The 14,914-nt window shown below is 39.9% G+C and carries 22 protein-coding genes; 15 read left to right on the forward strand and 7 right to left on the reverse strand.

Going from position 1 to position 14,914, the window contains the following annotated elements:
• Positions 1-4: 4 nt before the first annotated feature.
• From KA717_22605 to psaC, 4 genes are all read right to left on the reverse strand, one after another.
• Positions 5-847, reverse strand: a complete 843-nt coding sequence (locus tag KA717_22605; protein ID UXE58792.1) for a sulfatase-like hydrolase/transferase — start codon at positions 845-847, stop codon at positions 5-7.
• Between the two features lie 238 nt (positions 848-1,085).
• Positions 1,086-1,865, reverse strand: coding sequence for a photosystem II S4 domain protein (locus KA717_22610; GenBank protein UXE58793.1), 780 nt, complete (start codon positions 1,863-1,865; stop codon positions 1,086-1,088).
• 23 nt (positions 1,866-1,888) lie between these two features.
• On the reverse strand, positions 1,889-2,416 hold the full coding sequence (locus tag KA717_22615) for a hypothetical protein (GenBank protein UXE58794.1): 528 nt from the start codon (positions 2,414-2,416) through the stop codon (positions 1,889-1,891).
• A 215-nt stretch (positions 2,417-2,631) separates the two neighbouring features.
• Entirely contained in the window at positions 2,632-2,877 is a 246-nt protein-coding gene (gene psaC / locus KA717_22620) for a photosystem I iron-sulfur center protein PsaC (GenBank protein UXE58795.1), read from the reverse strand.
• Between the two features lie 380 nt (positions 2,878-3,257).
• Between psaC and mnmE the strand changes: the two genes are divergently transcribed.
• A complete protein-coding gene (gene mnmE, locus KA717_22625) occupies positions 3,258-4,628 on the forward strand; it encodes a tRNA uridine-5-carboxymethylaminomethyl(34) synthesis GTPase MnmE (GenBank protein ID UXE58796.1) in 1,371 nt (456 codons plus the stop codon).
• A gap of 22 nt (positions 4,629-4,650) precedes the next feature.
• On the opposite strand, the gene KA717_22630 is transcribed toward mnmE, so the two are convergent.
• The gene (locus KA717_22630) at positions 4,651-5,283 is read right to left on the reverse strand and encodes a ribonuclease H-like domain-containing protein (protein ID UXE58797.1); all 633 of its coding nucleotides are present in this window, start codon (positions 5,281-5,283) and stop codon (positions 4,651-4,653) included.
• 443 nt (positions 5,284-5,726) lie between these two features.
• Between KA717_22630 and KA717_22635 the strand changes: the two genes are divergently transcribed.
• The 12 genes from KA717_22635 (at position 5,727) to KA717_22690 (ending at position 11,519) form a co-directional block, all read left to right on the forward strand.
• Positions 5,727-5,921, forward strand: coding sequence for a hypothetical protein (locus tag KA717_22635; protein ID UXE58798.1), 195 nt, complete (start codon positions 5,727-5,729; stop codon positions 5,919-5,921).
• Positions 5,922-6,121: 200 nt separating this feature from the next.
• Complete coding sequence (locus KA717_22640; protein UXE58799.1) at positions 6,122-6,379, forward strand: hypothetical protein; 258 nt, start codon at positions 6,122-6,124, stop codon at positions 6,377-6,379.
• A gap of 77 nt (positions 6,380-6,456) precedes the next feature.
• Entirely contained in the window at positions 6,457-6,657 is a 201-nt protein-coding gene (locus tag KA717_22645) for a hypothetical protein (protein ID UXE58800.1), read from the forward strand.
• Between the two features lie 161 nt (positions 6,658-6,818).
• Entirely contained in the window at positions 6,819-7,460 is a 642-nt protein-coding gene (locus KA717_22650; GenBank protein ID UXE58801.1) for a hypothetical protein, read from the forward strand.
• Positions 7,448-9,331 (forward strand): hypothetical protein, encoded by a 1,884-nt coding sequence (locus KA717_22655; protein UXE58802.1) that lies wholly within the window; start codon positions 7,448-7,450, stop codon positions 9,329-9,331. The genes KA717_22650 and KA717_22655 overlap by 13 nt, the downstream gene beginning before the upstream one ends.
• 168 nt (positions 9,332-9,499) lie before the next feature.
• A complete protein-coding gene (locus tag KA717_22660; GenBank protein ID UXE58803.1) occupies positions 9,500-9,727 on the forward strand; it encodes a DUF4926 domain-containing protein in 228 nt (75 codons plus the stop codon).
• Positions 9,728-9,785: 58 nt separating this feature from the next.
• On the forward strand, positions 9,786-10,058 hold the full coding sequence (locus KA717_22665) for a type II toxin-antitoxin system Phd/YefM family antitoxin (GenBank protein UXE58804.1): 273 nt from the start codon (positions 9,786-9,788) through the stop codon (positions 10,056-10,058).
• On the forward strand, positions 10,039-10,302 hold the full coding sequence (locus KA717_22670) for a Txe/YoeB family addiction module toxin (GenBank protein UXE58805.1): 264 nt from the start codon (positions 10,039-10,041) through the stop codon (positions 10,300-10,302). Before KA717_22665 ends, KA717_22670 begins: the two co-directional genes overlap by 20 nt.
• Before the next feature lie 69 nt (positions 10,303-10,371).
• Complete coding sequence (locus KA717_22675) at positions 10,372-10,602, forward strand: hypothetical protein (protein ID UXE58806.1); 231 nt, start codon at positions 10,372-10,374, stop codon at positions 10,600-10,602.
• Positions 10,599-10,862, forward strand: coding sequence for a hypothetical protein (locus tag KA717_22680; protein ID UXE58807.1), 264 nt, complete (start codon positions 10,599-10,601; stop codon positions 10,860-10,862). Before KA717_22675 ends, KA717_22680 begins: the two co-directional genes overlap by 4 nt.
• Positions 10,863-10,927: 65 nt before the next feature.
• Entirely contained in the window at positions 10,928-11,170 is a 243-nt protein-coding gene (locus tag KA717_22685) for a DUF433 domain-containing protein (GenBank protein ID UXE58808.1), read from the forward strand.
• A complete protein-coding gene (locus KA717_22690) occupies positions 11,154-11,519 on the forward strand; it encodes a DUF5615 family PIN-like protein (GenBank protein UXE58809.1) in 366 nt (121 codons plus the stop codon). Before KA717_22685 ends, KA717_22690 begins: the two co-directional genes overlap by 17 nt.
• A gap of 602 nt (positions 11,520-12,121) precedes the next feature.
• On the opposite strand, the gene KA717_22695 is transcribed toward KA717_22690, so the two are convergent.
• On the reverse strand, positions 12,122-12,466 hold the full coding sequence (locus KA717_22695; protein ID UXE58810.1) for a phage holin family protein: 345 nt from the start codon (positions 12,464-12,466) through the stop codon (positions 12,122-12,124).
• A 94-nt stretch (positions 12,467-12,560) separates the two neighbouring features.
• Here KA717_22695 and KA717_22700 point away from each other — a divergent pair, with 94 nt between their 5' ends.
• Both KA717_22700 and KA717_22705 read left to right on the forward strand, forming a co-directional pair.
• Complete coding sequence (locus KA717_22700; protein UXE58811.1) at positions 12,561-12,722, forward strand: rubredoxin; 162 nt, start codon at positions 12,561-12,563, stop codon at positions 12,720-12,722.
• 336 nt (positions 12,723-13,058) lie between these two features.
• Positions 13,059-14,003, forward strand: coding sequence for a tyrosine-type recombinase/integrase (locus KA717_22705; GenBank protein ID UXE58812.1), 945 nt, complete (start codon positions 13,059-13,061; stop codon positions 14,001-14,003).
• Here KA717_22705 and KA717_22710 read toward each other — a convergent pair.
• Positions 14,000-14,878 (reverse strand): DMT family transporter, encoded by an 879-nt coding sequence (locus KA717_22710; GenBank protein ID UXE58813.1) that lies wholly within the window; start codon positions 14,876-14,878, stop codon positions 14,000-14,002. The two genes, KA717_22705 and KA717_22710, sit on opposite strands and share 4 nt — an antisense overlap.
• Positions 14,879-14,914 lie beyond the last annotated feature (36 nt).

The following is a 14,914-nucleotide window of genomic DNA, read 5'->3' on the forward strand; positions in this document are numbered from 1 at the left end:
AAAATTAAGGTTTTATTCCTTCTACAAAAGGGATCTCAAAACATTTCTTGTGCATGATGGGGCCGTGGCCAAAATAATTATCTTCACCAAATAACTCACCATGATCGGCTGTGACAATAATGTGAGTGTTCTCTGGACATTTTTCTAACAATTTTCCCAATAAACCATCAATGTATTCTACACAGGATATCTGTTGAGTGTGTAAGCGTTGCATTTCTTGTTTAGAGAAAAAACTTTGTTCTTCCTCTGCCTCTTCCTCGATTGGTTCGTTAGAATCCTCAATAAACTGATCCATCTTCTTGAAAACACCATGAACACCAGAGATTCTTGGCAAATTTTCTTCTGAAAGCATATAGGGGTAGTGGGTTTCTCCTAAGTTGAGAAAGTAAAAGTAGGGACTATCGCCGTCAAAATCAATTTCCTCCACCATCGAAGCAAAGTCATTATGATTGGGCATCAGAGCGTAGTCATCAAAGTATTTATTCAGATTAGTAAACTGATTGAGAACAGGCATAGAGACTCTTGCCACTGTCCGATAGCCCAAATTCTTGCAAACTTTTGCTAGAGAGAGTTCAGGCACAAAAGTTTTGAAAGAGAGATTGGGAATGCCGAGGCGATCTACCCATTTAACGAATTCCTGTTTATAGACTTCAGAGGCAAAAACATTCTGAGGACTGGTGTGGGGTATCATACCCATCAGCATGGTGTAATGGGAGGGGGATGTCCAGGAAGCATAGCTATAACGACACTCAACGGTTCCGATTGAGTCTATATTTGGCGTTTTAGCGGCCTGATAGCTATCAAACCGACAGCTATCCATAATGATATAGAGCAAATGGTTGGGCATATTTAAAGATTGTCCTGGAATAATCCCCTGATTTTAACCCAAAAATACGAAGATGCCATAGCTCGAATAACTATAAAGCACTACAAGAATAGTTTAAAATACCCAAAAAAAGCAGTGGGATAAATTTGAGAATATTTAGATTCCTGCAAAGAGAACTGCACTAATGTGGCACAGTCTCGTACTACATGCTTGATCGCGATCGCCGCTCATACTTTTGTAATACTTTTTTTGAAAATGCTTAGAGATATCTGGTTAATTGCACTCGATATCTTTCTTTTTTGGTGACGACAATTTCTCCCACTTCCAAACGACCTTTCCCTCGATAGGTAATCAGATCACCAGATTGAACATTATGGCTAGTTTGGGTAATTTCTTTCCAGTTAACCTGTACGTTTCCCCCACTAATCACTTCCGCCATTTTACTACGTGACACTCCAAATCCGGCTGAGGCGATCGCATCTAATCGTAAAGACGCTTCGACGGTGGTTAATTCCTTTTTCTGCGGTGGACGAATTTTTAACTCACTGAGATCTAGGGGCTGGGTTTTAACCGGAACAGAGCGCACTTGCACCAAGGCTGTTTGTAAAAACTCCACCAATTCAGGAACCACAATGGCCTGGGCCCCGCGATCGCCGAGGGGAAGAATATCACCCACTTTTTCGCGCACAATGCCAGTTCCTAAAATCGCGCCTAAAAAATCTCGATGACTAGCTGTATCAAAGAGAAAATTGCCAGCAATATCCAGAGCCGCCAGGTCAACCTGGGACAGATCCAAGGGGATTTCCGCACGGGCGATCGCTAGGCGTTGACGTTCTGCTTGAGGATAACCGCCCCAACTAATAAAAACCAATTCCGTTAAACGACTAAAACGCGATTGCACTTCTGCTAAAACACGAGGCGATAGAAAATCTGTGACGACCACTTCCCAGGTTCGTAGGGATTGTTCCGCCTGGTCAATAATTCGCGCCATTTCTTCTCGGTTCTCGACCCCTTTTAACAATTCCTCTCTGGGTAACATCACCTAATCCTCAAAGTTGCTGTTTAGCTGTAGCTATATTCCTCATTCAAATCGTTATAGGACTGTAAATCTTCAGGATTGAGAGCACCTAAAATCCGATTCGCTTTTGTTCTCAGTGCGTCTGAACCCTGCACGATGACCAGATACTTGCCCTGATTGAGATAATCACGATAGGGAGTTCCTTCTCGTCCGCCAAAACTCAAGCCGATACCTCCACCGACAAAAATACTCCCCATTGCGCCGCCCACCATTCCTAACAGTCCACCCACAATATGATTGCCTGGTTCTCCCGCCCAATCAAGGGTATGCAAACCCGTAATTAAATTAAAACTAAAACCCGCAACAAAGCCAAAGGGGACTAACCAATAGGCCATAAAAATTGCTCGCTTTTTGGACTGTCTCTGAGGATCAATAAACGCAAAAGTTTCGGCTGAACTATAGCCCCGACCCACAATCGTCATTTGTTGTTGGTTAATGCCTGCGCTTTCTAGGGCTGTATAGGCTTCCTCAGCTTGAATACGGTCAGCAACAACAGCAATAAGGTAGGTCATAGATCAATAAAATGTAGGGAAGAGAACGAGTCTCCCTGAATCGAGAGGCTTAACTTCTCTATCCTACAAACATTTTGCCGCGAAACAGCACTTAAAGTTCGGAACCAATTTCTTTCAGAACGAAAAAGAGGAGACAAAAAACTGTCTCCCCCTCTTCTTTGATCAAAGCGTATCTAAATTGGGTTTTGGATAATAACTGACTTAATCCAGGGATTTTAGTAAGCAAGACCCATACTACGGGTTGTTTCTGCGCCTAAATAGACGCGGATGCTTAAGAAATCGGTGGGACAAGCCGTTTCACAACGTTTGCAACCAACACAGTCTTCGGTACGAGGAGAGGAAGCGATCTGAGCAGCTTTACAACCATCCCAGGGAACCATCTCCAGAACGTCTAGAGGACAAGCCCGAACGCATTGGGTGCAACCGATGCAGGTATCATAGATGTTTACGCGGTGTGACATTGAGTATCGGCTCCTTAACCGAGGGTTCTCCGTACAGTAGAATATTAAAGTCAGGATTAAGGGCTAGTTTACCCTAGAGAAGAGTTTCTATTGCTAAAAATACTCACAACTTTAAATTCTGTAACATAATCGCCTCTCATTTCCACTTTAGGCGATCGCCGTTTGCCCTGATTTTAGATAAAAATAAATGATAGAAAGCTTGCCTGATAAGGTTTTTAGTCAGTTGGATTATTTTAGGCTTAAGGAGTGGAGAACCAATTAGTTATTTAATAATTCAAGAGGAAATTAGAGCAAGTTGTCTTTTTGAGTTCTTTCGTATGGCTCAATATAATTCTGGGAGTTTTCTCTAAAATAGTGAAACACTAATTTTGAACGACTCAATGTCCTTTGTAGATACCATCGCCGCGATCGCCACTGCCATTGTGCCGCAACAGGGAAGTATTGGCATTGTGCGTCTATCGGGAACTCAGGCGGTGATGATTGCCCAAAAACTCTTTCAGGCTGCGGGGAAACCCACTTGGGAAAGTCACCGTATTTTGTATGGCTATATCCGTCATCCTCACAATGGACAAATTATCGATGAAGCTCTTTTGCTATTGATGTTGGCTCCCCGTTCCTATACGAGGGAAGATGTGGTGGAATTTCACTGTCATGGTGGCATTATACCCGTACAACAAGTTTTACAGGCTTGTCTAGAACAGGGGGCCAGATTAGCCGAACCAGGAGAATTTACGCTGAGGGCTTTTCTGAACGGTCGTTTAGATCTAACTCAAGCAGAAAGTGTAAGTGAATTAGTCGGGGCCCAATCTCCCCAGGCGGCCCAAATGGCCCTGGCCGGTTTGCAAGGTAAGTTAGCTTCTCCCATTCGTCAGTTGCGATCGCAATGTTTAGATATTTTGGCCGAAGTGGAAGCAAGAGTGGATTTTGAAGAGGATTTACCGCCCCTGGATCTCGGACAAATTCAATGCCAGTTAGAGCAAGTACTCGCCTCTGTGTCCCAAATTTTAGCGACGGCGGATCGGGGTGAATTATTACGAACCGGCTTAAAAGTGGCCATTGTTGGCCGTCCCAATGTGGGCAAGTCTAGTTTGCTCAATGCCTGGAGTCGCAGCGATCGCGCCATTGTCACCGATTTACCTGGTACGACCCGTGATGTAGTGGAATCCCAATTAGTGGTAGGCGGTATTCCGATTCAGGTGTTAGATACGGCGGGGATTCGGGAAACAACGGATACAGTGGAAAAAATTGGTGTACAGCGATCGCGCCAGGCAGCCCAACAGGCCGATTTAATTTTACTGACCCTAGAGGCCATAACAGGTTGGACAAAAGAGGATGAGGAAATTTATCAACAGGTCAAACATCTGCCGGTTATTTTGATTATTAATAAAGTGGATTTAGCCAATCCGCAAACGGTTCATTATCCAGAAACGATTCAACAAATTGTGCCGACTGTTGCCGCCCAACAGCAAGGGATTGATGCCCTAGAAAATGCCATTTTAGCCATTATCCAACAGGGCAAATTAATAGCAGCCAATCTCGATTTTGCGATCAATCAACGTCAAGCCGCAGCCCTGATCGAAACGAAACAGGCATTAGAACAAGTACAAGCAACGATTTGCCAACAATTACCGCTAGATTTTTGGACAATCGATCTCAGAACTGCCATTCAATGTCTAGGCAATATTACCGGCGAAGAGGTGACAGAATCCGTTTTAGATCGGATTTTTAGCCGTTTTTGCATTGGTAAATAGTTTGCTTTCCCTATTAAGTAGCTTAGTGTTCAAAAATATTACTAAAAAGCTCCAGATCAAGAGAGACAAAAACCGGAATACATTCAAAACAACGCTGTGCTAATCCTAACCGCTCTTCCCTGACTAACATCTCGATTAATTTATCTTTCATACTGATTAAATAACGCACATCATTGGCAGCATAGCTTAACTGAGAGATGGACAGGTTTTGGGAATTGCCCCAATCTGAACTTTGGGACGTTTTATCGAGTTCAACTTTCGCCAATTCTTGTACTAGGCTTTTCAGCCCATGACTAGAGGTATAGGTGCGAACTAATTTGCTGGCAATTTTGGTACAAAAAATCGGATGGGTTTTAATGCCAAAGGTGTAATTTAACTGAGCCACATCAAAGCGGGCAAAATGAAAGACTTTGACAATTTGTTCGTTTTCCATCAATTGCTTAAGGTTCGGTGCTTCGGTCTGTCCCTTGCTGATCCGAATCGCGACAACAGAACCATTGGGATCACAGAGTTGCACCAGACAAAGGCGATCGCGCTGGGGAATTAGCCCCATTGTTTCCGTATCGACAGCGATCGCGTTAACCGTCGAAAAGTGGTTCAGAAGGTCAGCAGACAGATCTTGATTACAAACTTGAAAATTACTTAAAGTTGTCATAGAGCAGGAAAAAGTACTGGTCAGAGATTAAGCTTATTTTAAAACAGTTTCGTTTATTAGGAGGCGATTCGAGGTTTTTCCCATCACATCTGAGATAAAAAAAGAATAATTGGATAATATTTTTAAGCCAAAAATGACTAGTTAGCAGTTTTCGAGGAAAATGTGAGAAACACGCCACAGATTGGGGTAGTTAGGGTAAACTAGGACTAAATTCTCTGTATTTGCTAATCTAGTTTACTTTCGTCTATAATTTCTCTGGGAGGTAGTCTTATTCCTACATCAGCACAGCAGTTAACTTGTTTTATTCTGACCTATTAGTTAACCAAGCTATATTTGCCGATTTACCTGATTCGCATTGATGAAAGAACCAAAGATGTTTTTCTTTGGGCGGGCGAAGAGAGTGAAATCGTGATCTTTCCTAATGGTAAATGGAGGTATTTATAATGAAGTCTAAGTTTGAAGCGATGTCTCGTCAAGAGTTACGGACTTATATTTTGCAAAACCGTGATGATGATGAGGCGTTTCAGGTTTATATAGATCGCGCATTAGCAGAGCCAGGGGAAATTTATTCTGCTCCTCAAACGATTGATGATCTTAAGGATTTTCCTTTTTTGAAAAGGGGGGTTACATCCTATTAGCGCATCCTACTATATCTAAGTTTGATGTGATCGCTTGTCAGTAATGAAACCGAGAAGAGCGGAGATCGCCCCTTGCAAAGATTTCTAACGCTTGGCTAAATTTAGGGCTATCATTGTCATCTCAAATCAATTATCCTAGAAGGAAGTACAGCTAACTCTCCCTATACAGGAGAAACTTACAACGAAAGGAAGTTTAGGCGATGGCAACAGCAACCGACACCGACATCAAAGAAATTAAGGACATCCTTACGAATATCCAAACCCAAATTGTTGACCTTAAGTTAAGTGTCGGCAAAATAGAAGCTACTCTACAGACTCAAAGTCCTTCTATCCAAAAGATTCCAGACCTTGCAGAAAAAGTGGGAGAACTCAAAAACTGGAAACAAATTGGTTTAACTATTGTTGGGGGATTGATTGGGGCTTGGATTACCTTTCTGCTCAAAACACAAAACCACTAACCCGCGATCGCTTTTCTGGTTATTTAGCTGATAAGGTAAACGAATACTAGATTTTCACCTATCTGTTCGACGTAAAAATGGAATCTGATTTAGGTACAATGAGTAAGGAGAAGTTGCGTGAGTATGTGATCGGCCATCCTAACGATAAGGAGGCTTTCTATCTCTATGTTGATGCTTTGAAGTCTAGTTCTTCTGGTCAGAGTTATCCGAGTTCTCTTTCTCCTGAAGAGATTGAACAGGCTGTTATGGAATATGTTGGGCAAAATCAAGCTAAATAGAGGTTTTCTATGATTGAATCTAAGTTTAATGCGATCGCTTGTCAATGGTTATGGGCTTCTGTTTTACAGAACTGTGATGATGAGGTGTTTTACTTATACCGAGATCGCACTACCACATCGGCAGTCGCACTTAGATAACGAATTATTTTAGGTATAAAATTATGATTAATCTGTCTGTCGGTAAAATGTTGTATCTGCTTTATGCTGAAGCTTATTCAGAAAAAGTAAAATCTGATTCTCAAAGTGAATATAAGGAAAAATCTAATGAGATTTACAACTATAGCGTTACTAAAGGAGATGTAAAATCTCATCTTCCAAGTGAATACAAGGAAAAATCTGATGAAATTTATAGTGATTTGGTAGATCAAAAACTTATTATACCGACTGATTTAAGAGGCAACTTAACAAGTAAAGTCGGTCGTTTTTCTTTAACTAAAGAGGGAAAAACTGTTTTAGTAAATTATTTAGCCAATACAGATTATCAATTTGTTTCTTCTAAAGGTTATAAGGTTTTAAACGCTCTTCAGCGTTGTATCAAATATGCTGTTTTAGCTAACTCCAATCAAACAATGGACTATGAAGAATTTAGAGAAAAGTTCAAACAACTTTATTTTCAACAATGGGCAAGACAATCATCACAAGGAATAATTGTTATCTTTAAAAAGGATTTAACTCAAAAATTTATCACGGAAAATAATCTCTCTCTTCAAGAATTCGATCTGCATTTTGATATGTTGAATAATAGGGGAGAAATTTCTATTACTCAAGATAAAGAAGATAAACTTATCCAATGGGTGGAATAAAAATGGCTGAAAATACATCTAAAAAAGAAGAATTCAGAAAATTCCTTGAGCGTGTAAAACGTGGACTTGATTTTATTGAAGAAATATGGGTCGAACGTGAGATTAAACATCCTCCTAAATCAGATGAATCAGAAGGATTATTAATTAAATCAGAAGGATTATTTTGCATTGCAAAGACCTTGTCAGGCAAGTCCGCATCAAATGTGACTGAGCTTCTTAGGGACGACTTACAGTATTCTTTCGAGAGAAGAGAGTTTGCTTTTAGATTCATTGCCGCGAAGCCAGGTAGTGGAAAAACAACAATTCAGAGTTACTTGTGTCAACTGATAGATGCACAATCGGAATATAGAAAATCTGCAATTATTGTTAAATTCCGATGTGGAAAGTTGCTTTCACAAGCAGGCGTAGAGAGTTTTAGTGTTAAATTTTTTATTTATGCTTTAACTCAGACTTTTTGGGAAATAATGAGAAAAGATAATGAAGTATTATCTGAAGATATTAAACTAATCGCTGAAAAGTCATTAAAGAAGATCATAGGTGATGAAAAAGCGTTTAGTTTGAGTGGAAAGACTGATGATTATTTGGGATATTGTGAGCAACTAATTAACTATCTTTCTGAAAAGAAGGATAATTTTCAAGATCGTTTTTTCTTGAATTTACACAATTTTAAAGAAAATGATTCCTCTGCAACTTTTGTTTATTTAATAGACGAACTAGACTCTTTAGATTCAAGTCCCCAATATCTACAAGATTTTAGAGTTATCATGAGAGAGCTTATCAATGAAGGTAAAGATAAAGGTTTACCTATAATGGTTTACATAGCTGGTAATAGTAGGTTTATGAATGATTTTATAAGCCCAGATAAAGGTTTATCCAGAAGAGTTGTTCCTTCTATTATAAATCTTATTAGTTTTCGTAAAGATGAGTGTGAAAAAATAAAATCTAAAATTGAGGAACGAATTTACGATGCTTATAATGGCTGTCAAGACTTTAGCACTGCTTGGCAAGAAATTAAAAAAATACAGTTGGAGGCAACCAAGCATTACAATAGTCTTGGTGAATTTTGTAACAGTTTTGCAGAAAGAATTATTGAAGTCCATGAAAATTATTTTGATGTTTATGATAAGAATTTTAATCAATATGAAAACAAAGCACGTCGAATTTTTGAAGACAATATCAAAAAACAATGGTCTCAATTTATTGGTGATAACTTTACCTTACAGTCAGATTGTCAAGAAGGTCTTTCAGGACATCATGGCCATACAAAATGGCAGAAATGGAAGGGCAAGAATGGCTATTCTATTTTAATCGCTCAGAGTAACACCAATCTCTTGTATAAAAACGAAAGCAAACATTCGTTAGATTGTTATGCGGAATTATATAAGGGGGATGATTTAATGGCAAAAGCTTATGGAGAGGCTAAGAATTACGCATTAATTAAAGAACACATTAATACATTTAGCCAGTGGTTAAAAGATTTTGATTTTAAACCATTAAGAACTCATCCTGATCTTGCGTTGATATTTTCTCCTTCTTGTACAGAACTTCAACTAGGCAAACTTGAATTAAAACATATTAAATTTATCAAAATTGAAAAGATTTTCAGTCCCCCTCCCCCTCCCCCAAATACCTCTAAGACAATTAATAATTCTGAAGTTATTAATATCAATTTAGCTGAACTTGATGAGCTAAAAGCTATTTTCAAGGGAACTAAAATTTCTTCAATTAATACTTTCAATAAACTTATCAAGGGCAGACCCTACAATAGCGTTGAAGATTTAACTAGAAGAATGAAATTTTCGGATACTTGCAAGACACATCTTCAAAAAAAGTTTGCCAACGGAGAAATTTCTTTTGATAAACTCAACTGATTCTTTAGTACTAGGGTACGTCTCACGCACCAAAATCTCTCTTTTCTAATCTCATTACCCTCTGATCAAGGAGTGTAAACCCAGATGAAACCCAATTTTAAACAAATCAGCAAAGCTAATTTAAGAGCCAACATTTTAGAACACCTTGAGGATGACAAGGCTTGAACAATGAAATTCCCTCTATTTTCTCAAGTTCAACTAACCCAAAATATTCCTCAACTTAATCTAAAAAAAGGGAGTATCGGCACAATTGTCGAATATTATCCAATGCCCAATAGTTTGGAAGATGGCTACAGCTTAGAAGGCTTAATTTGTCAAGATACCGTTGAAGTTTCTGAATCACAAATTGAATTAGTTCCCATCCAGCAAAACAGAGAAAAAGTGAGTAGTCAATAATCTACACACCCAAATATGTTTCTATAACATCACCGTTAATTATCATGAGGGCAAAATCGTGAACTCCATCACCATCAATCAATTTAAAAACGATCTCCAAGATCTTATCAAACAAGTCATCAATCAACATATTCCAATTAAAATTACCAATCAAGATGGCCAAGACTTTATCGTTATTAGTGCCGAAGATTGGGAACAACAACAAGAAACCCTATTGGTTTTACAAAATAGTAATTTAATGCAACAAATTGCCTATTCAATGGCTACCCATACCCAAAACCAAGGCTACTCTCCTAACCAGGAAGAACTCAATGAGATACTTAGTATTTGAAGGTAACACTTGGGAAATTTACGAAGAACTCAGACAGAAAGACAAAATTCTGCATAAAAACCTTTGTAAACTCATCAAAGAAATGCTGAGAGACGATCCCGCCAAAGGAACAGGTAAACCTGAACCCTTAAAACATAACTTATCAGGCTTGTGGTCAAGAAGACTGTCTCAAAAAGATCGCTTAATTTATAAATTTGATGATAAATATGTTTATATTTTTGCCATAGGTGGTCATTATAATTGAATTAAACAAAGCGCGATCGCCGCGAATTATCCCCTTAAATTCTTGTCATCAAACATCTTAATTTAACCTATGTCCTCCGAAAATATTGCTACCGTTACTAAAATGATCGAATCTCTCCCAGAGACAGCCCAAACCCAACTTATTGAACATCTTCGAGAATATATTGCTAGTCTTCAAAATGAACTAGAGTGGGATAACCTGGTTAGCAAAACCCAAAATAATTTAATCAAAGCCGCCAAACAAGCTAAACAGGAAATTGCTCAAGGTAAATCTCAACCGATGAATTACGAAAAACTATGAAATCGGCAACCTTACCTTCATTCTGGGAAACCTATAAATTACTAGATAACCAAACTAAACAACGCACTAGAAAAACCTATTATTTATGGCGTGACAACCCATTTCATTCTTCTTTACATTTTAAATGTATTAATCGAGAAGAAAATATCTGGTCTGTCAGAATTAGTCTAAATTATCGGGCATTAGGTATCCTCGAAAAAGATACAGTGACTTGGTTTTGGATTGGTAGCCACAAAAAATACGAAGAATTTTATGCCTAGCGCGATTATTAACTGAATGGCGATCGCCCTATTTTTTATCCTCAACATTCAATTAAACAATCAAAATGAAACTTGATCGCATCACCATTAACCCCAATCAAATGAACGGCCAGCCCTGCATTCGAGGACAACGTTTAACCGTTCGGAGAGTGCTAGAGCTATTAGCAACCTATCCTAACCGTAATGAACTTTACCAAGAATTTCCCGAATTAGAGGAAGAAGATATTCAACAAGCCCTAACCTATGTTTCCGCTTGTTTAGAAGATCGCATTATCGAACTATCTCCCACCTATGAAACTGTTGCTTGATCAAGGTTTACCGCGTTCTGCGGCCCCATTACTTAGTCAAAGAGGCATTGACAGTATTCATGTTGCCGATCTTGGAATGTCTGCCGCAGAAGATCAAGACATTTTAGAAAAAGCTAAAAACTTAGGTCGTATTGTTGTCACCTTAGACGCTGATTTTCATGGATTATTAGCCCTAACAAATGCAATTTCTCCCTCCGTCATTCGTATTCGCATAGAAAAACTTCGCGCCCAAGCCCTAACGAATTTATTGATAACGATTCTTCGTGAATGTGAAATAGAGTTAAAACAAGGAGCCGCTTTATCAGTTAACTCTAAACGTATCCGTATTCGACGATTATCTTTAGTTTAGGAATATTATTTGTTAAATACAATACCTTCAAAAAGATTAGTAGCCCAAAACACGAAGGATTTTATTCCTAACGCGATCATTAACTACTATTAACTGAATGGCGATCGCCCTATTTTTTATTCTCAAAGTTGAAGTAAACAATATGATGATTATTAAAAACAAACAACGTATCCAAAAACGCTTAGGAATCTCCTTCCCAATCCTTCGTGAATTTTGCCAACAACACAAAATCACTGAATTATCCGTCTTTGGTTCCATGCCAGAATATCCTAAATAATTCGGAGATTATTTTAGACTTTTATCTTGCTCTCAATCAGGTTCTTAATTTTACTCAAAATATGAATAAACAAGAATTCATTAATGATGAAAAGACACAATCTTCAGCATTATACCAATTAGTAATTATGGGAGAAGCCGTAAATCGCTTATCTGAACAATTTAAAAATTAACATCCTCAAATTCCTTTTAACGAAATCCGAGGCACGAGAAATCAGTGCTCTGCCTTAAACATCTGCACTGTCTAGCTTTTGTTCATTGTTAAGAATTGTGTGCGGTTGCCCTATATTCCATCTTCTATTAAACTGCTTGAGCAAACAAACAATTTAGAACAGACGAAAAATCAATGAATTGATAAAACCCAATAAAATAGCTCCCATCAAAGCACTCCAAAAACCCCACTTTAAAGAAAAGCCGTCCACTAACATAGCCGCTAAACCAAAAATAGCTGCGTTGATAACAACGGAAAATAGACCAAAAGTTAAAAAGGTGATCGGAAAAGAGAAAAAAGCCAAGACAGGACGAACAAAGACGTTGAGCAATCCAAAAACCAGGGATGAAATCATGGCTTTCTGAAAACTGTCGATTTCAACTCCGGTCGGTAGCTTAGAAATAATAAATAAACTTACAGAAGTAACAAACCAGGTCACAATTAAACCAATGGGATTCATAGCTGTCTCTCAATTTTGGAGGATTTGTCTATATTATAAAAACATTCGGGTCAGTTGTAACCAAACTCACCAATACTCAGGAGAGAATCTCCCAATGCAAAAATATGTTTGTTCCGTCTGTAACCATGTATATGATCCGGAAGAAGGCGATCCTGATACTGGGATCGCTCCAGGCACAGCCTTTGAAGACCTGCCGGAAGATTGGACTTGTCCAGTTTGTGGGGTATCTAAAAGTGATTTTGCACCAGAAGAATAGTGGCTTGTCCTGAAAGCCTTGTATACTCTAAACGGCTAAGAAATGGACTTCTCGACAAAAGGGCTGAAATCCTCATCTGATAAAGATTTTAGGCATTTTCAAAAAGTTAAGCTCCAACCCGTTCAGAGTATAACAATGGGCTTAAGCCCCTTGTCTATATGCGTTTGAGATAGTGAACAGCTTAAGCGATCTCCCAAATAAGACAAAGGCACTATTTTGTCACTTCTGGTTTCTCCTCTGTCACCCTGCCAAATCGTCTCAAACAAGATCGCCGAAAAATTGAGCACTTTAAGGATTAAGCCGTACGATAATCACCATTAACGCTGTACTTTCCCCATGACTTCTGCTAATTTTCCAGTTCCCATCGCTCTCCTCGATCAAAACCTGTTGGAGGAGTTATTACGAGATAAGCGATCGCCGAATACTCGCCGGACTTATGCCAAGGGATTGCGGGATTTTTTTGTCACCATGACCCAGGATGAACCTTCGCCAGAACGGATTGCCTGGTTCTTAACCCTGGGACGCTTTGACGCGATCGCCCTATTATTACGCTATCGGGCTGGTTTATTAGAACGAGGTTTAACGCCAGCAACAGTTAATGTTCGCTTGTCAGCCGTTAAAAGCCTAGTGAATTATGCCCGTAAAGTGGGGAAGTGTGACTATACCCTAGAAGATGTGGAGAGCTTACAGGTTGAGACTTATCGAGATACGAGTGGGGTGAGTCCCGATGGCTTTAAACGGATTGCGGAGCAGGTGAAAAGGGATTCCCTCAAGGGTAAACGGGATTTAGCCATTCTTCGACTTCTCTGGGACAATGCTCTGCGGCGGGCTGAGATCTCTTCTCTGGATTTGGAAGATTACAGTCCCAGGGAAATGAAGTTATGGATCAAGGGGAAAGGCAGACTTAGCAAAGAATCGATTCGCTTGAGTGTTAAGGCGATCACTTTTATTAATGATTGGTTATTGGTTATTGGCGATCGTGCTCCCGATAAACCACTTTTTTGCACGGTAGATCGAGCTACCTTTGGACATCGACTTAGTGGCAATGCCATCTATAACATTGTGAGAGATACGGCCCAAGCCGCAGGCATTTCTAAGATTATTAGTCCTCACCGTATTCGACATAGTGCCATCACTGCCGCCCTTGATGCGACTAATGGTGATGCGCGTAAGGTTCAGAAACTAAGTCGTCATCGCAATTTGAATACTTTAATGATCTACGATGATAACCGCCATCAGCATCAAGCGGAAGTAACAAGTCTTTTGGCAGATTTGGTTTAATCCAGGGTTATGGAGGGATTAGGCGGTTTTCGGTTGCCAATCACTGCGATCGCCACGCCCACTAATAGGATTAAGCCACCCCAGATAACAGTCAAAGGTGGAATTTCCATAAATACCAGCCATCCTAATAAACTTGATCCGAGGGGTTCAAACAAAATAGCCAGGGTAACTAAGGTGGGGGAAATCCAACGAACGGCCCAGTTAAGACTGGTATGGCCGATTAATTGCGGAAAAAGAGCCATTAATCCCACATAGCCATAAACCGCGAGGGGATAATTGCCATAGCCTCCTCCTTCAAGTAAGGGCAGGGGCAATAGACAGAGGGCGGCACTCCCGTAGGCAATGAGAATATAGGAGCCAATTGTTAATCCTTGTTTTTGCGCTTCTCGTCCCCACAGCAGATATAGACTGGCGAACCAAGCTCCCACCAGGGCTAACCCATCTCCTAGCAAAGGATTAATACCGTGTTTTCCCTGGCTTGATTCTCCGATCGCAATAACCACTCCACCCCCCAGAGCGATCGCAATACCCAGGGTAGTTAAACGGCTGGGTTTTTCCCGAAACCAAAACCAGGAAAGCAGGGCAATCCAGACGGGGTTAGTGGTGACAATGGTGGCAGACGCTGCAATAGAGGTAAAGGATAAAGAACTAATCCAAGTGGCAAAATGACCCGCCAGACAAATTCCCGCCGCGATCGCCCAGAGATAGGCTTGCAGAGAGGCCGGCGATCGCCGTAGTTGTGGCCAGGTCGGCAGCAACAGTAGTGTGGCCAAGAGTAAACGGGTAGCTGCCAAAAATAAACTAAAACCCACTCCTGAACGATTGGCCGCTAATAATGCCAAACGAATTAAAATCGCAGAGGTGGAAGTTGTCAAGACACCAACTGCTAAAATAAGCGTAACTCGTTGCAC

The sequence above is a fragment of the Woronichinia naegeliana WA131 genome (genome assembly GCA_025370055.1).
In the GTDB taxonomy this organism is placed as follows: Bacteria; Cyanobacteriota; Cyanobacteriia; order Cyanobacteriales; family Microcystaceae; genus Woronichinia; species Woronichinia naegeliana.